General features: G+C 47.6%; 18 protein-coding genes and 1 pseudogene. 7 read left to right on the top strand and 12 right to left on the bottom strand.

Going from position 1 to position 25,135, the window contains the following annotated elements; all coding sequences use genetic code 11:
- The first annotated feature begins 503 nt into the window (after positions 1 to 503).
- On the top strand, positions 504 to 1,919 hold the full coding sequence (locus tag OK023_RS05935) for a VOC family protein (protein WP_317695853.1): 1,416 nt from the start codon (positions 504 to 506) through the stop codon (positions 1,917 to 1,919).
- Here the strand turns inward: OK023_RS05935 and lpxK are convergent.
- From lpxK to ansB, 10 genes are all read right to left on the bottom strand, one after another.
- Complete coding sequence (gene lpxK / locus OK023_RS05930; RefSeq protein WP_317697515.1) at positions 1,912 to 2,889, bottom strand: tetraacyldisaccharide 4'-kinase; 978 nt, start codon at positions 2,887 to 2,889, stop codon at positions 1,912 to 1,914. The two genes, OK023_RS05935 and lpxK, sit on opposite strands and share 8 nt — an antisense overlap.
- Entirely contained in the window at positions 2,889 to 4,637 is a 1,749-nt protein-coding gene (gene msbA, locus OK023_RS05925; RefSeq protein ID WP_317695851.1) for a lipid A ABC transporter ATP-binding protein/permease MsbA, read from the bottom strand. Before msbA ends, lpxK begins: the two co-directional genes overlap by 1 nt.
- 35 nt (positions 4,638 to 4,672) lie before the next feature.
- Positions 4,673 to 6,649 carry a ComEC family protein gene (locus OK023_RS05920; protein WP_317695848.1) on the bottom strand — a complete coding sequence of 659 codons (1,977 nt, stop codon included), beginning with the start codon at positions 6,647 to 6,649 and terminating at the stop codon, positions 4,673 to 4,675.
- 17 nt (positions 6,650 to 6,666) lie between these two features.
- Positions 6,667 to 6,945 (bottom strand): hypothetical protein, encoded by a 279-nt coding sequence (locus tag OK023_RS05915; RefSeq protein WP_317695846.1) that lies wholly within the window; start codon positions 6,943 to 6,945, stop codon positions 6,667 to 6,669.
- 250 nt (positions 6,946 to 7,195) lie between these two features.
- On the bottom strand, positions 7,196 to 7,480 hold the full coding sequence (gene ihfB / locus OK023_RS05910) for an integration host factor subunit beta (RefSeq protein ID WP_317695844.1): 285 nt from the start codon (positions 7,478 to 7,480) through the stop codon (positions 7,196 to 7,198).
- 63 nt (positions 7,481 to 7,543) lie between these two features.
- Positions 7,544 to 9,220, bottom strand: a complete 1,677-nt coding sequence (gene rpsA, locus OK023_RS05905) for a 30S ribosomal protein S1 (protein WP_317695842.1) — start codon at positions 9,218 to 9,220, stop codon at positions 7,544 to 7,546.
- 286 nt (positions 9,221 to 9,506) lie between these two features.
- A complete protein-coding gene (gene cmk / locus OK023_RS05900) occupies positions 9,507 to 10,196 on the bottom strand; it encodes a (d)CMP kinase (RefSeq protein WP_317695839.1) in 690 nt (229 codons plus the stop codon).
- 234 nt (positions 10,197 to 10,430) lie between these two features.
- The gene (gene aroA, locus OK023_RS05895; protein WP_317695837.1) at positions 10,431 to 11,717 is read right to left on the bottom strand and encodes a 3-phosphoshikimate 1-carboxyvinyltransferase; all 1,287 of its coding nucleotides are present in this window, start codon (positions 11,715 to 11,717) and stop codon (positions 10,431 to 10,433) included.
- A 162-nt stretch (positions 11,718 to 11,879) separates the two neighbouring features.
- Positions 11,880 to 12,965, bottom strand: a complete 1,086-nt coding sequence (gene serC, locus OK023_RS05890) for a 3-phosphoserine/phosphohydroxythreonine transaminase (RefSeq protein WP_317695835.1) — start codon at positions 12,963 to 12,965, stop codon at positions 11,880 to 11,882.
- Positions 12,966 to 13,250: 285 nt separating this feature from the next.
- Complete coding sequence (ansB, locus tag OK023_RS05885; RefSeq protein ID WP_317695833.1) at positions 13,251 to 14,297, bottom strand: L-asparaginase 2; 1,047 nt, start codon at positions 14,295 to 14,297, stop codon at positions 13,251 to 13,253.
- A gap of 388 nt (positions 14,298 to 14,685) precedes the next feature.
- Between ansB and OK023_RS05880 the strand changes: the two genes are divergently transcribed.
- The 5 genes from OK023_RS05880 (at position 14,686) to pflA (ending at position 21,975) form a co-directional block, all read left to right on the top strand.
- Positions 14,686 to 14,889, top strand: a complete 204-nt coding sequence (locus OK023_RS05880) for a hypothetical protein (protein WP_317695831.1) — start codon at positions 14,686 to 14,688, stop codon at positions 14,887 to 14,889.
- A gap of 501 nt (positions 14,890 to 15,390) precedes the next feature.
- A complete protein-coding gene (gene ycaO / locus OK023_RS05875; protein ID WP_317695829.1) occupies positions 15,391 to 17,148 on the top strand; it encodes a 30S ribosomal protein S12 methylthiotransferase accessory factor YcaO in 1,758 nt (585 codons plus the stop codon).
- A gap of 560 nt (positions 17,149 to 17,708) precedes the next feature.
- Positions 17,709 to 18,569, top strand: coding sequence for a formate transporter FocA (gene focA / locus OK023_RS05870; RefSeq protein WP_317695827.1), 861 nt, complete (start codon positions 17,709 to 17,711; stop codon positions 18,567 to 18,569).
- A 59-nt stretch (positions 18,570 to 18,628) separates the two neighbouring features.
- Entirely contained in the window at positions 18,629 to 20,911 is a 2,283-nt protein-coding gene (pflB, locus tag OK023_RS05865; protein WP_317695825.1) for a formate C-acetyltransferase, read from the top strand.
- A gap of 323 nt (positions 20,912 to 21,234) precedes the next feature.
- Positions 21,235 to 21,975: a pyruvate formate lyase 1-activating protein gene (gene pflA / locus OK023_RS05860; RefSeq protein WP_317695823.1), complete on the top strand. Its 741-nt coding sequence runs from the start codon at positions 21,235 to 21,237 to the stop codon at positions 21,973 to 21,975.
- Between the two features lie 46 nt (positions 21,976 to 22,021).
- Here the strand turns inward: pflA and OK023_RS05855 are convergent, their stop codons facing one another.
- On the bottom strand, positions 22,022 to 23,167 hold the full coding sequence (locus OK023_RS05855; protein WP_317695821.1) for an MFS transporter: 1,146 nt from the start codon (positions 23,165 to 23,167) through the stop codon (positions 22,022 to 22,024).
- 210 nt (positions 23,168 to 23,377) lie between these two features.
- Here OK023_RS05855 and vapB point away from each other — a divergent pair.
- Positions 23,378 to 23,604, top strand: a pseudogene (gene vapB, locus OK023_RS05850) (type II toxin-antitoxin system VapB family antitoxin).
- 168 nt (positions 23,605 to 23,772) lie between these two features.
- Here vapB and serS read toward each other — a convergent pair.
- On the bottom strand, positions 23,773 to 25,065 hold the full coding sequence (gene serS / locus OK023_RS05845) for a serine--tRNA ligase (RefSeq protein WP_317695819.1): 1,293 nt from the start codon (positions 25,063 to 25,065) through the stop codon (positions 23,773 to 23,775).
- Positions 25,066 to 25,135 lie beyond the last annotated feature (70 nt).

Raw genomic sequence — 25,135 nt, 5'->3', positions numbered from 1 at the left:
CAAAACCTGCCATATGGCAATTTGGCCGCTTTTAGAAGCATTACTTATGGGAGGCACTTAGAAGGTTCGTCTTTGAAGCGGAATCAGAAGATAACGTTTTACGAGGAACTGCTTAAATCTAAACTCAAACATAAATAGGTCTGCATCACAGGCCGAGATGCATTAACTCACAAATCGAACATTAATACAAGACATTTATCACATTTTTTATCGAAACTCACCAATTCTTCACCGCTAGTAGCAGCATTATCGAATGAGAGTTAACACATAAGACACTAATATTATTAGCTAATCGATAACAAATCATAATTAATCTGACTAAACTAAAGTCAAAAGCACGGTATGTAACCATTGCGTTATTACGCGGGATCCACCAACAGGAAATAAACATCATTGATGAACAATGGTAAGAAGTCATCGAACTTCAACAAAAGCACAGCCTCGGCGGTTAACGTGTCAATAGTCGCATTTTTCAGATTTTATTGAGTTAAGGAACCCGTTGCATGAACGCCCAGTATTTCGTCTCACCAAATAAAATACGTGCCAAATTTTCTCAGGCGCTGTCGTCCATGTATCAAAAGGAGGTACCACTATACGGTACATTGCTCGAATTGGTTGCAGAGACTAATCGACAGGTACTGCATGAAGATGCTGCACTGGCTCACAGATTGCAAACTACTGGAGAGATTAATCGATTAACCATGGAACGACATGGCGCTATAAGAGTCGGCACTGCAAAAGAGTTAAAAAATTTACGACGGCTATTTAATGTTATGGGCATGTCGCCAGTTGGCTACTACGATCTGACCACGGCTGGAGTCCCTGTCCACTCAACAGCATTCAGGGCTGTACACGAAACCGACCTGCAAGTCAGTCCTTTCAGAGTGTTTACCTCTTTGTTACGACTTGAATTGATTGAAAATGAAACATTACGTACGCTGGCACAACAGTTACTCTCTCGCCGCAACATTTTCACTGAACGTGTTCTAGAACTGATTATATTGCACGAAACACAGGGAGGGTTAAAAACCTCTCAGGCGCAGGAATTTGTCACACAAGCACTCGAAACCTTCCGCTGGCACAGTTTAGCCACGGTGAGTGCCAGCGAATACCAGCAATTAAATGCTCAACACCGTTTGGTTGCAGACATTGTGGCGTTCAAAGGGCCACATATTAATCATTTGACACCAAGGACACTGGATATTGACCGCGTTCAATCAGCGATGCCAGGCCGAGGAATTATCCCCAAAGCGATTATTGAAGGACCTCCAGCACGTAATTGTCCTATTCTACTGCGTCAAACCAGTTTTAAGGCATTAGAAGAAGATGTGGCATTTATTGAACCAAACGGCCATCAAGTTGCAGGACATCATACTGCCCGCTTTGGAGAAATTGAACAACGAGGGGTAGCCCTGACACCAAAAGGGAGATTGCTATACGATCGTTTATTACAGGCGACCAATGATCAGTTACAAGTCCCCGCAACTGAAAGTAATGCCTCACAATACTACCAGTTGTTGAATGACAACTTCCGCGCTTTTCCTGATGACTATGATTCCTTACGTGAGCAACAACTGGCCTGGTTCCGCTATTTTCCTACAGAACGTGGGCTAGCAGCCAAAGACACGCTAGATAAGCACTGTACTCTCGAACAACTTATTGTTCTGGACTACATTCGTTTCCAACCATTGGTATATGAAGACTTCCTACCAGTTAGTGCAGCGGGGATCTTCCGATCCAATCTAGGAAACGCCCATCATACGCAGTACGAGCAAACGTCAAGCCGTGCCGCGTTTGAACACGCGTTAGAAACGGAGGTGATCGATGAAATCGAACTGTACCAACAAACGCAACAACGCTCACTGCAAACTTGTGCACAAGCTTTAGGGTTGCGTATGCTCGACACTCTGCTCATTTGATCAGCTTCACAATCTTTAGCAATAACTGCTCGGCCTGTTCGGCGGGAATAACTGCTTCAACTGGCAGATACCACCAATCAGGCTGAGCAAAATCGCGACATTTTACCGCATCTTTCTCGGTCATCAGCAAGGTTTGCCCTTGCTCTACCAATGCGGTCAATTGAGATGAGCTATATGCCTGGTGATCGGCGAAAGATACCTCACGCTCGGCCTCAACCCCTAACTTCTCCAGCGTAGAAAAAAAACGTGGGGGATGGCCAATTCCTGCCATTGCAACAACACGGGGTAATTCGATAACTGGACGACGCTCACCACTCGCTAAATTCACCGCATCCTGCGCCTGCAACTTCATGGGGATCTCACCAACTTGAGCGACACCGCCATTCGCTACGCAGGCGTCTACCGTATTCAGCCGCGCAGCACGTTCGCGCATCGGACCAGCGGGTAACCACCAACCGTTGCCAAAACGGCGCACTCCATCAATCACCACCAACTCAAAGTCACGTTGTAAAGCATAGTGCTGGAGCCCATCGTCCGTAATGACCACATCAAGCTCACCCTGTTTGAACAGAGCCTGAACGGCTTCGATCCGCCTCGGTGCAATTGCTACTTGCGCACCCGTACGCTGGTAAATCAGTACGGGTTCATCACCTGCCTGCTGCGTTGTCGTCTGCATATTCAGCACCAGAGGATATACCGCTGATTTACCACCATACCCTCTGGAAACTACGCCCACACGGTAACCACGACGCTGTAGCTGCTCAACCAACCAAATCACCATTGGTGTTTTACCATTCCCTCCCGCGGTCAAATTTCCGACAACAACCACAGGAACAGGCGCTCGCCAACTTTTACGCAAGCCACAACGGTAACTGAATCTGATAATCCCACTCACCAGGCCATACAGCCAAGAGAGTGGCAAGAGCAACAGATACAGGGGAGAGCTACCGGACCAGATGCGCTCTATCATCACTGACCAAACTGCATACGGTGAAGTTGTGCATAGGCACCTCTTTGTTCTATAAGCGCAGCATGGCGACCACGCTCAACGATGCGTCCGTCTTCAATCACAAAGATTTCATCAGCTTTTTCAATTGTCGATAGACGATGCGCAATAACCAAAGAGGTTCGATTTTTCTGTAATTCGTCTAATGCTGCCTGAATGGCTCGTTCAGATTCAGTATCCAAGGCTGAAGTTGCTTCATCCAGGATCAAAATTGGGCAGTCTCGTAACAATGCACGGGCGATAGCAATGCGTTGACGTTGTCCACCAGAAAGCATCACACCATTTTCGCCAATCATCGTATCAAGACCATTCTCCATTTTGTCAACGAAATCCATGGTATAGGCCATTTCTGCGGCTTTTTCTATCTCCTCCCGGCTGTATTGATGCTCGCGTGCATAGGCAATATTGTTGGCAATAGTGTCGTTAAACAGGTGAACGTTCTGTGAAACCAATGCAATCTGATCGCGTAGTGAGGAAAGCTTGTACTCACGCAGATCGTGGCCATCCAGCAGGATCCTACCTTCCTGCACGTCGTAGAAACGCGTTAGCAGGTTGGCGATTGTCGACTTACCAGAACCAGAACGCCCAACCAGTGCGACTGTTTTACCTTCAGAAATACCCAGATTGATGTTACGTAGCGCCGGGCTTTCACGGCCAGGATAACTAAAAGTGACGTTACAAAATTCGATGTCTCCTTTAGCTCGGTCCATCTGACGAATACCCGTGTCTTTTTCCTGTTCCATATCGAGGATAGAAAAGAGTGTCTGGCAGGCCGCCATACCGCGCTGGAACTGGGCATTCACGTTAGTCAGCGATTTAAGTGGACGCATCAGAGCAATCATTGATGAGAACACAACGGTAATCGTCCCCGCGGTCAGAGTTTCCATTACACTCGGGAAACTCGCTGCAAACAACACAAATGCCAATGCTAATGACGCAATCAACTGAATAATAGGATCGGAAATGGAAGAGGCGGAAACCAACTTCATCCCCTGTTGGCGCATGTGGTTACTGACGACGTTGAAACGCTCTGTTTCTACATCCTGACCACCAAAAATCAGCACTTCCTTATGCCCTTTCAGCATTTGTTCAGCACTGGCGGTCACCTGCCCCATAGTATTCTGCATGTTTTTACTGATATTACGGAACCGCTTGGAGACCAGACGAATAGCGAAAGAGACTATCGGTGCCAACACAATCAGAATCAACGAAAGTTGCCAACTGTAGTAGAACATCAGAATGAACAGGCCAATGATTGATGCTCCTTCACGCACTACAGTCACTAATGCACTGGAGGAAGAGGACGCAACCTGTTCAGAATCATAGGTAATACGTGAAAGCAAAGTCCCTGTCGATTGTTGGTCAAAAAAAGCGACAGGCATTCTCATCATATGACCGAACAGACGACGACGCATCTGCATTACCACCATGCCAGATACCCAAGAAATACCATAGCTGGAAACAAAGCCGGTGACACCACGCATAAGCATCAATCCAATCACGGCAAGAGGCATCCAGAGTAAAACTCGGCTATCAGTCTTACCAAAACCATCGTCTAAAAGCGGTTTTAGCAAGGACAGCATCAATGTATCCCCGGCGGCGTTTAAAATTAACGCAATAGCGGCTACAAACAGACCGGTTTTAAAAGGATTGATCATCGGCCAGAGGCGACGGAACGTCTGCCAAGTGGAGAGATCTTTATCATTTATCATGAAAATACCAGCATCGTAAGAAATAGCGACCCATTCTACTCATTATCGTTCTCTACGCCAAACCGCTGATGGTACCACCGTGGATTTAATTGTTCACGATAACCGTTGACCTGCCATTTATTGTCGAAAAAAAACACACTAAGCTGTCCAGAGCTGGCTGTATCTCGCCAGGTAATATGGTTATCTTTGTAGCGCGTAATAATTTTCTTTGAGGGTAATCGCCAGACGTTATATCGAGAGGCCGAAGCAATTGCCAACTCAGGTGCTACTGCTCGTAAGAAAGGTGGCGATGATGACGTTTTGCTACCATGATGTGGCACCTGAAGGATAGTACTTCGCAATGCGTGACGTTGGCGCAATAACGCCTGCTCAGCTCGTCGTTCAATATCCCCCGTCAGTAGTATGCTGAATTTTCCATCATCAATTCGAACAACGCATGAGTCATTATTACCTGCCAGATTTTTGAGTTCTGGTGGCCACAATACCTGAAAGTTTAGCCCACGCCACACCCAGCGCTGCCCTTGCAAGCAAGGCTGATGGTGGATATTGATGAGCGGTGTACGTACTGTTGCCCACGGGAACACTTTTTCTAATAGACTCAGTCCACCGATATGGTCAAGGTGGCTATGGCTGATGAGGATCCCCTCCAGTGAAATGTGCTGCCAATGCAAGAATGGCAAAATCATGCGTTCTGCTGCGCTGGATGTTTGCCATCGGTTTCCCGTATCGTAAATGACGGCCTTGCCCTCACGCTCAATCACAACGGCCAAACCGTGCCCCACATCAAGCATATCTACCCGCCAGAGATATTCTTGTTGCCGATCACGCCATAGCAGACAACAAAGTAACACTACCGTACAACCTGCTGGAAAAGTTCGCCACCAGCGAAAACGCCAACATACTACTGTCAACCAACCAAGAGCACTAAACTGCAGCAACATTGAGCCCACTTGTATCCACCCTTTTTCTAACCACGGTAGCGGCCACAAAGCCCAGCCAACGGTAAGATTGGCCAGTTGCCAACACCAAAGGCTCAATACAGGAATAAAAAAAAGCATTAATGCCAATAAAATCAATGGGACAGAAAGCAGAGATATGATAGGCACAGCCCATAAATTAGCAGGTAAAGAAGTCCAACTCACCCCGCGGAATAGGCCAAACTGCAGCGGCAATAGTAGTAGCGTCATCCCTAGTTGGATATGCAACCAACATAAGGGAGCCCACCCCCAAAAAGAAGTAAATCGCGAAGGCAGTGGTGCCCATTCAAACCAGAAAATCAATGCTGCGACAGCCAATGCGGAAAGCCAGAAACTGTCCGAAAGCACAGACATGGGTTCAACCAGCAAAAGCAGAGTGATACACCATAACCAAACTTGCCAAGGCGAACAGTATACCCCTCTGAGCCGTAAGCACAGCCATAGAGATAAAGCGATAAAAGCCCGCATCGCCGGGGGTTGCCCTCCCGCCAACCAAACATAGCACAAAGCCATTACCCAACTGGTTATTAGAGGAAGCCGATAGTTGATATATCGTGCAGGCAATAAATACTGCATACCACGTGCTATCCCACAAGCAAAAGCAGCAGCAAGAGAAATATGCAGACCTGAAATTGCCATCAGATGAGCAACCCCAGTTTTTATCAATTGTTCACGCTTATCACTGTCGAATAGAGTGCGCTCACCAAAAGCCAGAGCTAACAAAACGGGTCGTTGTGACATCTGTATCAGTTTCTTATCCATATAACGGATAATTCTCTGCCGCCATGAACACTCATCATTAAGTATGCTTGCAGTACGTATAAAACCGCGAAGAGGTCGCCGATTGGCGATCGCCCACCGTTGCCCGTCGAATCCACCTTCATTTAGACTGGAATGTATGGGGCGAAAACGAACTTTCATTGTCCAACGTTGCCCCGCACACAGCGCTTTACTGTTCCAGTTAGCAGTAAAAGAGAGTGAGGGAACCAACCAGTGCCCGTTAACCTGCTCAATACGTAACAGTGTCTGAGGCATTTCTGTCCCTTCAAGTCTTACGCTCTGAACGGAGGCAATGACTTCTTTATCACCCCGTTTGTCAATACGGTCACTTGTTGCAAAAGAATATTGGCACTACCGATAGAAAAGATAAAACCCAGTAGCAGCACACATAAAAATTGGCACCAGTAGTGCTGTTTTTGCTGCCATAACAGAAAAATGGCAATCACTATTTCGACTGATAACACTGTTGATGGCAATTGGGATAAAAACAGTGTTGGCAACATTCCCATTACTACAGCAATGGATGCAATATCAACTGAGATCCTTATCACCGACTCATTACCTACATATTCTTACTTAAGCATGATATTAAGTTTCGGAGAGATATCTGCCAGCAGAGGATTCATATGCAGGAAAGTGGTTCGCAAGTAATCGATTTTCAGTTTTGTGATTACAATTCTAGTTGCGTAAATACACGCAAAATTTTGGCAGGAGTGAGAAGCTGAGTCAGTTAAAAAAAACGGCACCGAAGGGCGCCGTTTTATATTCTTTACAAGTAACAACTCTATGGGTGGTCAATGACTAACCATAGATATTGGCACGATCACGTAGCTCTTTACCGGGTTTGAAGTGAGGAACATACTTGCCATCCAGCTCAACTTTATCGCCCGTTTTAGGGTTACGGCCGACGCGCGGAGCACGGTAGTGAAGAGAAAAACTGCCGAATCCGCGGATCTCGATGCGTTCACCTTCGGCTAGCGTAGCTGCCATGTGTTCGAGCATCTCTTTCACTGCATCCTCAACGGCCTTCGCCGAAATATGAGATTGCTGGCCAGCAAGTCTTTCAATGAGTTCAGACTTGGTCATATTACCTCCAAGCTTTGCAGCTAAACTACCGTATCGGGGCAGCCAGAAGACCGCCCCCCGTCATTACTCGCCTTTAGCCGCTTTGAAAGCTTCAGCCATAGCGCTAGAGAAATTGCTTTCTTCCTGTTTGCTGTTGTTAACAGTAGCGATTGCATCTTTCTCGTCGGCTTCGTCCTTCGCACGTACGGACAGGCTGACAACACGGTTCTTACGGTCAACGCCAGTGAATTTAGCTTCAACTTCATCACCAACATTCAGAACCAGAGTTGCATCTTCAACGCGGTCGCGAGAGGCTTCAGATGCACGCAGGTAACCTTCTACACCGCCTGCTAATTCAACTGTAGCACCTTTGGCGTCTACTGCAGTGACTTTACCAGTAACAATAGTACCTTTTTTGTTCATAGACAGGTAGTTATTGAACGGATCTTCAGCCAGTTGCTTCACACCCAGAGAGATACGCTCGCGCTCTGCGTCAACCTGCAGAACAACTGCTGCGATTTCGTCGCCTTTTTTGTATTCACGTACAGCTTCTTCGCCTGCAACGTTCCAGGAGATGTCTGACAGGTGAACCAGGCCGTCGATGCCGCCATCCAGGCCGATGAAGATACCGAAGTCAGTGATAGACTTGATTTTACCTTCAACACGGTCACCTTTGTTATGGGTTTCCGCAAACTGCTGCCATGGGTTGTTTTTGCACTGCTTCAGGCCTAGGGAGATACGACGACGCTCTTCATCGATGTCCAGAACCATAACTTCCACTACATCGCCCACGTTAACAACTTTGGACGGATGAATGTTTTTGTTGGTCCAATCCATTTCAGAAACGTGTACCAGACCTTCAACGCCTTCTTCGATTTCAACGAAGCAACCGTAATCGGTCAGGTTGGTAACACGGCCAGTCAGTCTGGTACTTTCTGGGTAACGCTTAGCGATAGCAACCCATGGATCTTCACCCAGTTGCTTCAGGCCCAGAGAAACACGAGTACGCTCGCGGTCAAACTTCAACACTTTAACAGTGATTTCATCACCAACGTTGACGATTTCACTTGGGTGTTTAACACGTTTCCAAGCCATGTCAGTGATGTGCAGCAGGCCGTCAACACCGCCCAGATCAACGAATGCACCGTAGTCAGTGAGGTTCTTGACGATACCTTTAACTTCCATGCCTTCCTGCAGGTTTTCCAGCAGTTGATCGCGCTCTGCGCTGTTTTCGGATTCAATTACTGCACGACGAGAAACAACAACGTTGTTGCGCTTCTGGTCCAGCTTGATGACTTTAAACTCAAGCTCTTTGCCTTCCAGGTGCAGAGTGTCGCGTACCGGGCGCACGTCAACCAGGGAGCCTGGCAGGAACGCACGAATACCGTTCAGCTCTACAGTGAAGCCACCCTTAACCTTGCCGTTGATGATACCGACGACAGTTTCAGCTTCTTCGTAAGCTTTTTCCAGCGTGATCCAAGCTTCGTGACGCTTAGCTTTTTCACGGGACAGCAGAGTTTCACCGAAGCCATCTTCAACAGCGTCGAGCGCAACGTCAACTTCGTCACCAACCTCGATTTCCAGCTCGCCCTGTGCGTTTTTAAATTGCTCAGCAGGGATGGCAGATTCAGATTTCAGACCGGCGTCAACCAGTACGACATCTTTATCAATAGCAACAACTACGCCACGAACGATGGAACCCGGACGGGTTTCGATTGTTTTCAGGGATTCTTCAAAGAGTTGAGCGAAAGATTCAGTCATGTTGTTAATCTTCAGGGTTCTTTAGTTTAACGTCCATTTAGCATCCCGCCGAATGGGGTTGTTTTACATCCCCTGTCATTGGCTCCATGCCGACAAGGGTTTATGTCCGTCGTTTTTCAAACTACAGCGTTAATACCGCCATTCGCTCACCTGAGTAAACGTCTGGGGACTCACACCTATAACTTGAAACTCATAGGGTACATAGGTTAGGAGGGCAAAATTTTACCCGATATATTACTATTGTGCTATGAAATGCAATGACAAAAAACAAATAACGTCGCCGCGCTTATCGCTGCGGCAACGCCAGAACTTCATATGCATGTGCCAAGGCCCGCTGTATTACTTCTTTGATCGACATGCTGGTAGAGTCAAGCACGAGGGCATCAGAAGCCGGAACCAGAGGCGCAATAGCCCGATTACGATCACGGTTATCCCGTTCCTTAATCTCGGCTAAAAGACGTTCAAAGTTAACATCAAAGCCCTTTTCCTGCAACTGAAGCATGCGGCGATGTGCGCGCTCTTCAGAACTGGCATCAAGGAAAATTTTAACGGGTGCATCCGGGAACACCACAGTCCCCATATCGCGCCCATCAGCAATCAGACCCGGCAGCTCACGGAATGCGCGTTGCCGACGTAGTAACGCTTCGCGAACTCGGGGAAATTCAGCGGCAAGCGATGCAGTATTGCCGACGGTTTCAGTACGGATTTCATTACTGACGTCTTCACCTTCCAAAATCACCTGCAGTTTGCCGTCTTGCGCAACAAAGCGCACATCGAGATGTGCAGCCAAGGGGACCAATGCCTCTTCAGAGGTGATATCCACCTGATGGTGTAACGCTGCCAGGGCCAGCACGCGATAAATCGCACCGGAGTCCAACAAACACCAACCAAGGGACTCAGCCAACGCTTTGCAGAGCGTGCCTTTACCGGCACCACTTGGCCCATCAACGGTTATCACCGGGACTGTAGCCGTCATTTATCTCTCCTTCAGGTAGAAAACCTAGCAGGTATGCACCTACTCTCTGCCTCAACTCAATAGGGGCGGATTCGGTGATGTATTATACGCATATGAGACGGGTACTGTTACCCCAGAACTGTCCGGTTGCTGAAAATAAGGCCATTGGTGCGAAAAATTTGGCCGGAATGGATCATCATGGCAGTCATTGTAAAAGGCCTTACACCAGGCCTTTTTAATAAAGAAATGTGTAAATCATGCCAATTGGCTGATACGCGCCAGTTGTTCGAAATAATCTGGGAACGTTTTTGCAGTGCATTTAGGATCAAGAATGGTCACTGGGGTATCGGAAAGCGCCACCAGCGAAAAACACATTGCCATACGGTGATCGTTATAGGTTACGATTTCAGCTAACTGCAGCTTGCTAGGTGGCACAACGTGAATGTAATCTTCACCTTCATCCACTTTCGCCCCGACTTTGCGCAATTCTGCCGCCATTGCAGCCAGACGATCGGTTTCTTTCACTCGCCAGTTGTAGATGTTGCGGATCGTTGTGGGGCCTGAAGCAAACAGTGCTGTGGTCGCTATAGTCATGGCAGCATCAGGAATGTGGTTCATGTCCATGTCGATACCATTAAGCCCATCGCGGCTACACTCAATAAAATCATCGCCCCAGGTTATACGTGCCCCCATTTTTTCCAACACATCGGCAAACTTAGTATCACCCTGTACGCTTTTTTTACCGATGCCGGTCACGCGAACGGTACCACCTTTAATAGCCGCCGCAGCCAGGAAATAAGAGGCTGAAGAAGCATCCCCCTCAACCAGATATTCACCCGGCGTACGATAAGTCTGCTGCCCACGAATATGGAATACGCGATAGTTATCGTGCGTTATCTCAACACCAAAAGTATTCATCAGATGCAACGTAATATCGATGTAAGGCTTGGAAACCAATTCACCTTTAATGTGAATGGCCGTGTCTTGAACCGCTAAGGGTGCAGCCATCAGCAAAGCAGTCAGGAACTGGCTGGAAACGCTACCATCAACGCTAACATCGCCGCCACGGAATCCCCCTCGCAAACGAAGCGGTGGATAATCTGTCTGCTCAAGGTAATCAATTTGTGCACCGCCTTGGCGTAAGGCATCAACCAAATGTCCGATAGGGCGTTCTTTCATACGCGGTTCACCGGTCAGAACGATGTCACCCTCCGCCAGACACAACGCTGCTGCCAACGGACGCATTGCGGTACCCGCATTGCCGAGAAACAGTTCTAGTGGCTGTTTCGCCTGCAGCGGACCAGCAATACCTTCGACAACGCAAGTTGTTCGATCGTCAGAGAGTTCATAATTCACCCCCAGCAGCTGCAACGCATTTAGCATATGACGTACATCATCACTATCCAGCAGGTTGGTAAGCCGGGTCGTCCCCTTTGCCAGCGCAGCAAGCAACAAGGCTCTATTAGATACGCTCTTGGAACCAGGTAAGTTGATAGTGCCATTGACCAAAGCGACGGGTTGTAACGTCAGGGAATCCAACATGTGAACAAAACTCTCCAAAATCTGATAAACGAAACGGCTCCGGTATATACCAGAGCCGTTTTAGTGCAAAATGACAGAAACCCTATTTTGAGCGTTGAAGCTACAGAGGGCAAAATGAAGACTGTCAGAAGGAGCACAATAGCTCAAAACGGACTAACTCAATCAGCCATGGCGGCGTTCAAAGTCAACCATAAAGTCCGTTAATGTCTTAACACCGGCCAATGGCATCGCGTTGTAGATCGAAGCACGCATACCTCCAGCAACCCGGTGGCCCTTGAGCGCTTGCAGACCAATGGCTTCCGCTTCGCTGAGGAACACTTTATCAAGCGCCGGTTCAGCAAGCTGGAACGGTATATTCATCCAAGAACGATTGGATGCAGCAACCTGGCTGCGATAGAAATCAGAATTATCGATGGTGGCATAGAGCAGTTCCGCTTTATCCTGGTTGCGTTTTTGCATTTCCACCAGCCCGCCCTGTTCTTTCAGCCATTTGAATACCAGGCCAGAGAGGTACCACGCGAAAGTCGGCGGCGTATTGAACATCGAGCCGTTTTCCGCCAACACCTTGTAATCCAGAATTGAAGGAACTTCACGGCGCGCCTTACCAAGCAGATCATCGCGCACAATAACCAGCGTCAAGCCAGCAGGGCCGATGTTTTTCTGCGCACCGGCATAGATAACGCCAAAACGACTGACATCCAACGGACGCGAAAGAATAGTGGAAGAATAGTCACCGATAACAACTTTATCACCGAAATCTGGCGTCTCGTCGATAGCCACGCCGTCAATAGTTTCATTCGGGCAGTAGTGTACATAAGCAGCGTTCTCGCTCAATTGCCACTCTTTCATCGGTTTGATGGCGCGTAGGCCGTCGACAGTGGTTTTGACGTCAATCGTATTTGGCTTACAGTACTTTTCAGCCTCAAGGATAGCACTATGCGCCCAGTAACCGCCGTCAATATAGTCTGCGCTATGTTTATCACCCAATAGATTCAGCGGCAAAGCGGCAAACTGAGCACGGGCACCACCGTGGCAGAACAACACTTTATAATTGGCGGGGATTTTCAGCAAATCGCGAAGATCCTGTTCGGACTGTTCGGCGACTGCAATAAATTCTTTACTGCGATGGCTGATTTCCATCACTGAAGTGCCAAGACCATGCCAATTGCACAGTTCCTGTTCTGCACGGCGTAACACTTCAACCGGCAGCATTGCCGGACCAGAGCTAAAATTATAAACCTGTGTCATTTCCCCTCACCACATTGACTGTTCGCCATACAAACTGGCTTGCCGAAATACGTCCGAAGTTAAAACCAACTCATCGGTTTTATCACTCACTCCACACGGCTGCAATGCTTATTGTGCCAATAAGAGGAAACTGTTTATGTTAGAAATAACACGCTCTGCCACCAGAGAGTATTTTTCTGCCATAAAACGCTACGATATGGCGTAATTCAGTGGGTTACTAAGTGGCTTTTTATCATTTTAGGCAGACATAAATAATAAGGGGCATAAGCCCCATGAGTGGAGCGATCAATATTGATTGAACATCGCTTGGATCTGTTTTGCATCTTTTGTTTGCGTTAATGCCAATTGCAGCAGAACTCTGGCTTTTTGTGGGTTTAATGTCCCCGCGGCTACAAAACCGAACTTCGAGTCATCCACTTCAGCATCTTCGGTTGTCGATCCAGTCGGCACACGTGAAGAGCGCACCACGGCAATACCATTGTGGGCTGCGGTCGCCAACGTATCAAACACGGACTTATATAGATTACCATTGCCAACACCTGCACTGACGATCCCTTCATAGCCTTCGGCGAGCAAAGCCTTGGCAGGGGCATCCGAAGCATTGGCATAATTATAGATAATGCCTACCTTAGGCAACTCATTCATTTTGCTGACATCAAACGGCGTTTCAGTCGTGTGTTTGCGCTGTGGTGAACGTTGATAATCGATTTTACCGTTGTGGATATACCCCAATGGGCCAAAATTGGGCGACTGGAAGGTTTGCACCCCTGTGGTATTGGTTTTAGTGACATCCCGCCCATCCAGCACCACATCGTTCATGGCGACCAGCACACCGCGCTTAGCCGACAGTGGATCTGCAGCTGTTATTACCGCGTTATACAGGTTGAACGGACCATCAGCACTCATTGCAGTTGCCGGGCGCATTGCCCCTACGAGTACCACGGGTTTATCACACTTAACGGTAAGATCCAGGAAATACGCGGTTTCTTCCAGTGTATCAGTACCATGGGTGATCACAAAACCGTCTGTTTTAGTACAGTCGGCGTTAATTTTTTTTGCCAGTTTGAGCCAGACTTCGTCATTCATATCCTGCGAACCAATATTGACGACCTGATCCCCTTGAATATTTGCCACTTTTTTCAGCTCTGGCACAGCATTCACCAATGCCTCAACGCCCAATTTACCCGCAGTATAATTAGACTGTGTTGCGGACTCACCACCGCCAGCGATAGTGCCGCCGGTTGCCAGCAACGTGACCGTGGGTAACGCCAAGGCTGAGCCGCTTGTACCTGCGACCAACAATGCCAATACGCTCAGTTTTATTGATTTCATTACGCTTCTCCATTATTATTGATAACTTACTGAGTTATGTCATTTATCCCCAAAAAAACACTGTGATATTAACAACGCTTTAGGAATACATGGAGAGCAAGTGTAAAACCCTAAACCATTTGTTCAGAAACTACTCAATATCTTTTAGTCGTCCAACGTACCTTTCTAATGACCACAGCCTCTGAGTAAGTTCTTCCTAGGTTTAATGATTAATGGTGGTAGCATAATTTTACATTTTAATAACTATTTATTTTCATAAAAAAACATTTTTGTCTAGAATTTAATCACTAGTACTGAGCTAGCGCATGTCATCACCAGTAATAACTCAATACATGAATGCAATTTAATAATCTTTAAGAAAATTTATAGTTCATGGAGGTAAACATGTATGAACACAGCTCACGAGATAATCGGGTGTATTGTTGAAGAACTGATACTCGAAAATTCACTGATCGACTATGACATTATCAAAGAGCGCGCAATGATTGAATTTATACTTTCAGATAGCTCTAGTCGCACGATTGAAGAAAAGCAGCAGTACAAAAAAATGCTGAAGATCTTCACCATAAGATACCGCCAACTCATCGAGTAAAACTAACTCAGCGGCGGCCCAGCCATAACATCTTGCAAACAGGGTCGCCTTTGGCTTTTGGAGACAGGAACATAGCCCATACTAACCTGTAAAAAGCGGCTTTACACACGCTAGCAACGGTCATTCAATTGCGGGATTCATGGATGGAACGGATAACCGTAGTTAACGCCGCTGCAGCTTGAATAGCGACAACAAGTATATATCTTGATAAATTATGACCATATAAATATTGAACCTACTGAAGTGACCGAACCTACCCTTTTTTAACTTACGTGTGAGAAGATATGCTTTAAGGTCGAGGGCATACCTCAGAGTAACGCCATCTTCTTGGCAGGCTGTTTTAGTGTTCAGTGCGGCCCACAACGTACCCCACATTTTTGCTGAAAAAATGAGAAAACGTCAAAAAACACTGGAAAACATATAGCTTTATTTTTGATTAATCATTTAAAAAATAAAGAGTTTATAAAAAACCTGTCAACATAAAAGCATGAAGTGAAAACGATGACGCAAACTTTTATTCCCGGCAAAGACGCTGCGCTGGAAGACTCCATCGCTGGTTTCCAGCAGAAATTAACCGATCTCGGTTTCAACATAGAAGAAGCCTCTTGGTTGAACCCTGTTCCCCATGTATGGTCAGTCCATATTCGCGATCGCGATTGCCCACTGTGCTTCACCAACGGTAAAGGTGCTAGTAAGAAAGCGGCACTGGCTTCAGCCTTGGGTGAATATTTCGAGCGCCTTTCCACCAACTATTTCTTCGCTGATTTTTATTTGGGCCAGCAGGTTGCCGAAGGCGACTTTGTGCATTATCCAAATGAGAAATGGTTCTCGATCCCAGCAGACAACAGTTTACCGCAGGGGATCCTTGATGAACGCCTGCATGCTTTCTACAACTCAGAACAGGAATTAACTGCCAGCGATCTGGTCGATCTGCAATCGGGTAATGCCAAACGCGGTATCTGTGCTCTACCATTCACACGTCAGTCTGATCTGAGGACGATCTATATTCCGATGAATATCATCGGTAATCTCTATGTTTCCAACGGTATGTCTGCAGGCAATACGGCTAACGAAGCACGAGTTCAGGGGCTTTCTGAAGTTTTTGAACGTTGCGTGAAGAACAGGATTATCGCCGAATCCATCAGCCTGCCAGAAATTCCGCGCGAAGTACTAAACCGCTATCCTGGCGTTGTTGAAGCCATTAACACATTGGAAACCGAGGGTTTCCCGATCCTGTCTTACGACGCCTCTCTGGGCGGTAAGTATCCGGTGATCTGCGTGGTGCTCTTCAATCCAACCAACGGTACCTGTTTCGCCTCTTTTGGCGCGCACCCTGATTTCGGGGTTGCACTTGAACGAACCGTAACCGAGCTATTACAAGGCCGCAGCCTGAAGGATCTGGATGTCTTTACCGCACCAACATTCGATGATGAAGAAGTGGCTGAGCATACCAATCTGGAAACTCACTTTATCGACTCAAGCGGCCTTATTTCATGGGATATGTTCAAGCACGATGCAGATTATCCGTTTGTAGACTGGGATTTCAGTGGGAGCACACAGGAAGAATTTTCAACTTTGATGGGTATATTCAGTAAAGAAGGGGCTGAAGTCTACATTGCTGATTACGAACATCTGGGCGTTTATGCCTGCCGTATTATCGTACCGGGAATGTCTGATATTTATCCCGCAGAGGATCTGCTGCTAGCGAATAACAGCATGGGTGCACATCTACGTGAAACCTTGTTGCAGTTACCCGCTAGCGAATGGGAACCAGAAGAGTACCTGGCGCTGCTCCAAAAGCTGGACGATGAAGGCCTGGATGATTTTACTCGCGTTCGTGAATTACTGGGCTTGGCTACGGGTAAAGATAATGCCTGGTACACACTGCGTATTGGCGAACTGAAGTCTATGCTGGCTCTGGCAGGTGGCGATCTCGAGCAAGCATTGATCTGGGCTGAATGGACTCAGGATTTCAATACCTCAGTCTTTACCTCAGAACGCAGCAACTACTACCGCTGTCTGCGGACATTGCTATTACTGGCACTGGAAACAGAACGCGAACCAGCCCAATACCATACTGCCTTTGTGAAGATGTACGGGCAAGATACGGTTGATGCTGCCTCTGCCGCAATAAGCGGTGAAGAACGCTTTAACGGTCTGTTCACCATAGACAGTGAATTGGCAGCCTTACCGGCCCATCAAGCCCTGCTGACTGCATACGAGAAACTGCAAAAAGCAAAACGTCGCCATTGGGAATAAGCATAAGTTTCGCCGCAACGCAGGTAAAATACCTGCGTTGCGATGACAAATCCGAGTGCTGCAAATTCTGTTACTAAATAGGTGAGCATGATAGTGCTACAGGTGTGAGTGATGCAGGTTAGCCGACCGTTGAGCGCAGGGATGCGCGATGCGAACCCCTGGGGTTCACGGCGTGTCAGCGTTCCTCATCATTACCACTGCAGGAAGCGTGATGTGTCGCGGTATTAAGAACACCTATTTAGACCAAATAATTAACCATTAATTGTCGCATCCAAGCGAAATGTTTGTTAATGTTTATTAATATTTAATTAACTATAAATTCACAATAAATACAAAGCCTTCCCTTCTATCCTGAGACCTCTCTCGACAATTAAAATTTATCTGTAAACATTAAAATATTTTTTATTGTATTTTTTCAAATAGATACGTTAATTATCTCTTGAATTTTACGGGTTTTGGTGGTTCTAGTTCTGCGCGTTATGATCCAAGTCAATTTTTACCCTATACTGCTTTGCTAGTATCTCACTGCGTTAATTTAACCCTTAAAAGTGAGAGTTAGTGTGCGAGCTGACAACCCATTCGATATGCTGTTACCTGCCGCAATGGCTAAAGTTGCCGAAGATGCGGGAGTGTATAAAGCAACCAAGCATCCGCTAAAGACTTTTTATTTGGCAATTACTGCTGGTGTCTTCATTTCTATCGCCTTTGTTTTCTATATCACTGCCACTACAGGTACCTCTGCTGTCCCTTTCGGCCTTGCCAAACTGGTGGGGGGGATATGCTTCTCTATGGGTTTAATGTTGGTTGTCGTCTGTGGCGCAGACTTGTTTACCTCAACCGTACTGATTGTCATTGCCAAAGCCAGCGGGCGTATAACCTGGGGCCAATTGGCCATCAACTGGCTTAACGTCTATATTGGTAACCTGATTGGTGCACTGTTATTTGTCGCTCTTATCTGGTTCTCTGGTCAACATATGACAGCCAATGGTCTGTGGGGACTGAACGTTTTACAAACCGCAGATCACAAATTGCATCACACTTTTATTGAAGCCGTTTGCCTCGGCATTTTGGCTAATCTATTGGTTTGCCTAGCGGTATGGATGAGTTATTCCGGCCGCAGCCTGATGGATAAAATGTTTGCCATGATCCTGCCGGTAGCCATGTTCGTTGCCAGCGGCTTTGAACATAGCATCGCCAATATGTTTTTGATCCCTATGGGTGTTGTTATCAAGCAGTTCGCCACGCCGGAGTTTTGGCAAACCGTGGGGGCAGCACCTGAGCAATTTTCTCATCTGACAGTAAGCCACTTCATTATTGACAACCTGCTCCCCGTTACTATCGGTAATATCATTGGTGGTGGCGTGTTGGTCGGCTTGACTTACTGGGCAATTTATCTGCGTGATGGCGAACGGAAACATTAATCTGTTAGCAAGCACAGCACCGGGTTACAAAGAAATCCACATTAGAAGGTAGGTGTATAATGACCGAACTCAACGAGAAGTTAGCAACAGCTTGGCAAGGTTTCAATGAAGGTGACTGGCAGAAAGAGGTCAATGTTCGTGACTTCATCCAGAAAAACTACACGCCTTACGAGGGTGACGAATCCTTCCTGGCTGGCGCTACTCAAGCCACAACTACCTTGTGGGACAAGGTTATGGAAGGGATCAAACTGGAAAACCGTACCCATGCGCCGGTTGATTTCGATACTAACGTTGTTTCTACCGTTATCTCCCACGATGCAGGCTATATCAACAAAGATCTGGAAACTATCGTTGGTTTACAGACTGAAGCACCACTGAAACGTGCCCTGATCCCATTCGGCGGCATTAAAATGGTAGAAGGTTCATGTAAGGTCTATGGCCGTGAACTGGATCCACAGGTAAAAAAAGTCTTCACCGAATACCGTAAGACCCACAATCAGGGCGTATTCGATGTTTATACCAAAGATATTCTAAACTGCCGTAAATCCGGCGTTTTAACCGGTTTGCCAGATGCTTATGGCCGTGGCCGTATCATTGGCGACTATCGCCGTGTTGCTCTGTACGGCATTGATTTCCTGATGGCCGACAAACTGAACCAGTTCAAGTCACTGCAGACCAAACTGGAAAACGGTGAAGACTTGGAGATGACTATCCAATTGCGCGAAGAAATTGCTGAGCAGCATCGTGCATTGGGTCAAATTAAAGAAATGGCGGCCAAATATGGTTACGACATTTCTAGCCCGGCTAAAACGGCTCAGGAAGCCGTACAGTGGACCTACTTTGGTTATCTGGCTGCGGTTAAGTCTCAGAATGGCGCTGCAATGTCCTTTGGTCGCGTATCAACCTTCCTTGACGTATTCATCGAACGCGATATCAAAGCAGGTAAACTGACCGAAGAACAGGCTCAGGAACTGATTGACCATCTGGTGATGAAACTGCGTATGGTCCGTTTCCTGCGTACCCCAGAATATGATGAGTTATTCTCTGGTGACCCTATCTGGGCAACGGAATCACTGGCTGGTATGGGTGTTGATGGGCGTACGCTGGTCACTAAAAACAGCTTCCGTTTTTTGAATACCCTGTACACCATGGGGCCATCACCAGAACCGAACATGACCATTCTGTGGTCTGAAAAACTGCCGTTGAACTTCAAAAAATACGCAGCGAAAGTGTCCATAGACACCTCATCCGTGCAGTATGAAAACGACGATCTGATGCGCCCAGACTTCAACAACGATGACTATGCCATCGCCTGTTGCGTCAGCCCGATGATTGTTGGCAAACAAATGCAGTTCTTCGGTGCGCGTGCCAACTTGGCGAAAACCATGTTGTATGCCATCAACGGCGGTGTTGACGAAAAACTGAAACTGCAGGTTGGCCCAAAAGAAGCGCCAATGATGGATGAAGTGCTGGACTATGACAAAGTCATGGAACGCATGGATCACTTTATGGATTGGCTGGCCAAGCAGTATGTAACTGCGCTGAATATCATTCACTACATGCACGACAAGTACAGCTATGAAGCTGCACTGATGGCGCTGCATGACCGTGATGTTTACCGTACCATGGCCTGTGGTATCGCTGGTCTATCGGTTGCAGCTGACTCATTGTCTGCAATCAAATACGCCAAAGTATCTACTATTCGTGACGAAGACGGTTTGGCAATCGACTTCAAAATCGAAGGTGAATATCCGCAGTTTGGTAACAATGATGCTCGCGTTGATGACATCGCATGTGACCTGGTAGAACGTTTCATGAAGAAAATTCAGAAACTGCACACTTATCGTAACGCGGTGCCTACCCAATCGGTTCTGACGATCACTTCTAACGTGGTTTACGGTAAGAAAACCGGTAACACCCCTGATGGCCGTCGTGCCGGTGCGCCATTTGGCCCAGGTGCCAACCCAATGCATGGTCGTGACCAGAAGGGTGCGGTAGCATCACTGACCTCCGTCGCCAAACTCCCCTTTGCCTATGCAAAAGACGGTATCTCTTACACCTTCTCCATCGTACCTAACGCGTTAGGTAAAGATGACGATGTACGTAAAGCTAACTTGGCTGGTCTGATGGATGGTTACTTCCATCATGAAGCATCGATCGAAGGCGGTCAGCACCTGAACGTTAACGTGATGAACCGTGAAATGCTGCTGGATGCGATGGATCATCCTGAGAAATATCCTCAGTTGACTATTCGTGTATCCGGTTATGCAGTGCGTTTTAATGCGTTGACTAAAGAGCAGCAACAAGACGTGATTACTCGTACTTTCACTCAGTCGATCTAATCTTCTAATGCACTGAGAGTATTAATGCCAAGGCCGGATATTCCGGCCTTTTTATTAACCAGACCTGGCTTTTACCCTGAGTCTGTTTTGCCAGGTATCACTGCTCACCGCATGTGAGCGTAAAGGTAACAATGATGCTTGCAAGTTGAAAGGTATATACTGCAGTGATATCCGTCAAAACAGTTTTCCGGCGTCATATCCAGCCAACAGGAATCGTTCAACCCGGTGCTGAGCCTGCCAGCTGCTGCATCGCTGATTTCTGTCTGTCGGTTATAAGCCTATTTTAGACTGCGTTGACAGTCAGTATTGGAGAATACCCCGCAATGTCTGTAAAAGGTCGCATTCATTCTTTCGAATCCTGTGGCACCGTTGATGGCCCTGGTATTCGCTTTATTGTTTTCTTCCAGGGCTGCCTGATGCGTTGCCTGTATTGCCATAATCGAGATACCTGGGATACACATGGTGGTAAAGAAGTCACTGTCGAAGAACTGATGACTGACGCCGTTGCTTACCGCCACTTTATGAATGCTTCCGGTGGCGGTGTAACCGCGTCAGGGGGGGAAGCGATCCTTCAGGCAGAGTTCGTGCGCGACTGGTTCCGCGCCTGTCACGCAGAAGGTATCCACACCTGTCTCGATACCAATGGTTTTGTGCGCCGTTACGATCCCGTTATCGACGAACTGTTGGATACCACCGATTTGGTCATGCTAGACCTGAAACAGATGAATGATGGCATTCACCAGAATCTGGTCGGTGTTTCCAACCACCGGACGCTAGAATTTGCACGCTATCTGGCAAAGCGCAATCAACGCACTTGGATCCGCTATGTTGTGGTTCCGGGTTGGTCAGATGATGATCAATCAGCACATATGCTCGGTGAATTCACCAAAGACATGACAAATATCGAGAAGATCGAGCTACTGCCTTATCATGAGTTGGGTAAGCATAAATGGGTAGCAATGGGAGAAGAGTACAAACTGGATGGCGTGCATCCTCCCAAAACCGACACGATGGATCGCGTTAAAGGGATCCTTGAGAGTTACGGTCACAAAGTTATCTATTAAGATACTCAGCAAACCCGGCGAAACACCACTGCCGGGTTTATATAACTCAGGCAGCGGCCAAAGGCGTGTGATAGCGATCGGAGTTTCTTAATAACATCACCAGATAGACCAGCGCCACCCCCGCAATCACCACAAACAGAAGACGATCGGAATAGTTTTGCATCAACAGCGACGTCATCGACGGCCCCAACAGACTACCGATAGTGTAACTCATCAATAATGTCTGATTCATGGCAACCAACTCATGCGGTAACACCTTTTCACAAGCCCAAGACATCGCTACCGGATATAGAGTAAAACCCGCACAGCCAAGAATGAACAACGCAGAAGCCATCGCGTAGTTACCCATCATGGCAATGCTGGCAAGGATAAGCACAGAAACCTGGATACGCAGCACCAACAAGCGACCATAGCGATCTGCCACACGCCCTACCGGCCACTGGCCAGCAATGCCCGAACTGACCAATAATGCCATCCAATATCCGATTTTAGCATCGCTCATCCCTTGGTGGGCTAGATAAAGCGGCATCAGCCCATACAGCGAACCAAGTATAATACCCGATATGATACAACCGTTGATCCCCAACCTTGCACAACGGCGTTTGAGCATCAACCAAACCGTGGCTTTCTGAGATTCATCTTCTTGATGGTTCACTCGCACAAACAGCATCGGCAACATGGCGGCCATCACAATAGCCGCAACCCAGGGCAACACATGCAACAATTCGGTGGAAACCATGCCTAACAGCAGTTGGCCTGCGACGGTCCCCAGATAGTAGACCATCATATACGCCGCCAACAGTTGACCACGGTTGTTCCGATTGCCGCTGCGCAGCAGGGCACTTTCGACGATCACCCAAATCCAAGCACACCCGACCCCAGCAAAGAAGCGCCAGCCTATCCAACTCCAGAAATCCAAGGAAAGCCCCATGCCAATAGTGGCCAGAGCAAAAAGCAAACACGCCAGGTGGTAGCTGCGGGTAAAACCAATACGGTTGATCAACTTACCCGCTACGACTGTACCCACCAGATTCCCGCTAAAGTAGGAAGAGCTGACGACTCCCACTTGCCAGGTAAGTAATTGAGCATGGGTTAACCATAAAGGGACTAACGTGTTCAGTACGGCAATGGAAACCGTAAGAAACAACAAACCGCAGAGCAATAAAAGCACTGGGCGCGAATATGGGGACATAATGAAATGGAACCGAACGTACGAAGAAAGTGCGCGCATCATGCCACTGGCGATAAAAAAGTCAATTGCTGGTCGATGAACGATCGCACAATATGTATAACAATCTGCGTTAGATAAGAAAGAGCATTGCATATGCTATAAATATCCATCTGCCGGACATCTGCATATACTTAACATATACACAAAAGGCCGTTCGGCAAGGAGAAATGCATGAGAACCGTATCGATTTTTAAAAACGGTAATAACCGCACCATACGTCTGCCCCGCGATCTGGATTTTGAGGGAGTGAGCTGGAGATCTTCCGGGAAGGGGACAGCATCATCCTGCGTCCCGTCCGCCCGACCTGGGGCTCATTCACGCAGCTTGAAAAGGCCGTTCAGGACTTTATGGCGGAGCGTGAGGACGTTGTCAGCAACGAAGGACGATTTGACCTGTGAACAATACCTATATGCTGGACACTAACAGGGGGGAGGGTTCTTTGAGCTAATAAGGGCAGTCCATTTTTTGCACTGCCCTTATTAGCTCAAAGCCCTGACCGTAAGGCCAGGACTTTGTCAGCAGTATGAAGCGCACGTAGGCGCTTTCAATAAAGCTTTTGTTGCGAGCTAACCAATGTACTCTAGACCACCCATATAAGCACGCAACACTTCCGGTACCTGAACGCGGCCATCGGCCTGCTGGTAGTTCTCCAACACTGCAACCAGTGTACGGCCAACGGCCAAACCAGAACCATTCAACGTATGAACCAAACGTGGCTTTTTCTCGGTCTTGCTGCGGCAACGCGCCTGCATGCGACGAGCCTGGAAATCCCACATGTTGGAGCATGAAGAAATTTCACGGTAGGTATTCTGCGCTGGCAACCAAACTTCCAAATCGTAGGTTTTGCATGCACCAAACCCCATATCACCGGTGCACAACAGCACTTTACGATAAGGTAGATTGAGCAACTGCAATACCTTCTCAGCGTGACCGGTCAGTTCTTCCAAAGCATTCATAGAGTCTTCCGGACGAACAATCTGCACCATCTCAACTTTATCAAACTGGTGCATCCGGATAAGGCCACGAGTGTCCCGCCCATAAGAACCAGCTTCAGAACGGAAGCATGGTGTATGCGCAGTCATGCGCAACGGCAAATCGTCTTCATCCAGGATCTCATCCCGCACCAGGTTGGTGACAGGCACTTCAGCAGTTGGGATCAGCGCATAGTTGCTGCTTTCCGATTCCTCTTCCAACGGTTTGGTGTGGAACAAATCTTCACCAAACTTCGGCAACTGGCCAGTACCATACAGTGTTGCATGGTTTACCAGGTACGGGACATAGGTTTCCAGATAACCATGTTTCTCGGTGTGCAGATCCAGCATAAATTGGGACAATGCGCGATGCATACGAGCGATCTGCCCTTTCATAACGACAAAACGCGCACCAGTCAGCTTCACTGCAGCAGCAAAATCGAGACCACCGGCCATTTCACCCAGTTCAACATGGTCACGCACCGGGAAGTCGTAGTGACGCGGTTCACCCCAACGGCTAACTTCCAGATTTTCACTGTCATCTTTACCATCAGGAACCGCATCATCCGGTAGGTTTGGCAGGGCCAAGGCATAATCGCGGATTTCGTTCTGCAGATGTTCCAGCGCAGCTTTGGCAACATCCAGCTTTTCACCCAGTTCGTTCACTTCGCGACGCAGTGGCTCGATATCTTCGCCGCGCGCTTTCGCTGCGCCGATGGATTTTGATCGGGAGTTACGCTCTGCCTGCAATGTCTCAGTTTCTACCTGCAGAACCTTGCGACGTTCTTCTTGTGAACGCAGCAGTTCCAGATCGAGTTTAAAGCCTCTGCGAGCCAGTTTTACGGCGACTGCGTCTAGCTCATTACGCAGCAGATTGGGATCGAGCATGCTAATCCTGTGCTTGTTGTTATTGAAAGAGAAATTATTGTTCTACACGGCAAAATTTAAAACCGCATAA

This window comes from Serratia sp. UGAL515B_01, assembly GCF_033095805.1.
Taxonomy (GTDB): Bacteria; Pseudomonadota; Gammaproteobacteria; order Enterobacterales; family Enterobacteriaceae; genus Chania.
The sequence above is the reverse complement of the archived record's forward strand: the minus strand, read 5'-3'. Positions and strand labels throughout refer to the sequence as shown.

Bases quoted from the DNA above. Each gene is read 5' to 3' on its own strand.
- OK023_RS05935 (WP_317695853.1), top strand. From the start codon at position 504: ATGAACGCCCAGTATTTCGTCTCACCAAATAAAATACGTGCCAAATTT.
- msbA (WP_317695851.1), bottom strand. From the start codon at position 4,637: ATGATAAATGATAAAGATCTCTCCACTTGGCAGACGTTCCGTCGCCTC.
- aroA (WP_317695837.1), bottom strand. From the start codon at position 11,717: ATGTTGGATTCCCTGACGTTACAACCCGTCGCTTTGGTCAATGGCACT.
- pflA (WP_317695823.1), top strand. From the start codon at position 21,235: ATGTCTGTAAAAGGTCGCATTCATTCTTTCGAATCCTGTGGCACCGTT.
- OK023_RS05855 (WP_317695821.1), bottom strand. From the start codon at position 23,167: ATGTCCCCATATTCGCGCCCAGTGCTTTTATTGCTCTGCGGTTTGTTG.
- rpsA (WP_317695842.1), bottom strand. From the start codon at position 9,220: ATGACTGAATCTTTCGCTCAACTCTTTGAAGAATCCCTGAAAACAATC.
- ihfB (WP_317695844.1), bottom strand. From the start codon at position 7,480: ATGACCAAGTCTGAACTCATTGAAAGACTTGCTGGCCAGCAATCTCAT.
- OK023_RS05920 (WP_317695848.1), bottom strand. From the start codon at position 6,649: ATGCCTCAGACACTGTTACGTATTGAGCAGGTTAACGGGCACTGGTTG.
- OK023_RS05880 (WP_317695831.1), top strand. From the start codon at position 14,686: ATGAACACAGCTCACGAGATAATCGGGTGTATTGTTGAAGAACTGATA.
- lpxK (WP_317697515.1), bottom strand. From the start codon at position 2,889: ATGATAGAGCGCATCTGGTCCGGTAGCTCTCCCCTGTATCTGTTGCTC.
- ansB (WP_317695833.1), bottom strand. From the start codon at position 14,297: ATGAAATCAATAAAACTGAGCGTATTGGCATTGTTGGTCGCAGGTACA.
- cmk (WP_317695839.1), bottom strand. From the start codon at position 10,196: ATGACGGCTACAGTCCCGGTGATAACCGTTGATGGGCCAAGTGGTGCC.
- ycaO (WP_317695829.1), top strand. From the start codon at position 15,391: ATGACGCAAACTTTTATTCCCGGCAAAGACGCTGCGCTGGAAGACTCC.
- pflB (WP_317695825.1), top strand. From the start codon at position 18,629: ATGACCGAACTCAACGAGAAGTTAGCAACAGCTTGGCAAGGTTTCAAT.
- serC (WP_317695835.1), bottom strand. From the start codon at position 12,965: ATGACACAGGTTTATAATTTTAGCTCTGGTCCGGCAATGCTGCCGGTT.
- serS (WP_317695819.1), bottom strand. From the start codon at position 25,065: ATGCTCGATCCCAATCTGCTGCGTAATGAGCTAGACGCAGTCGCCGTA.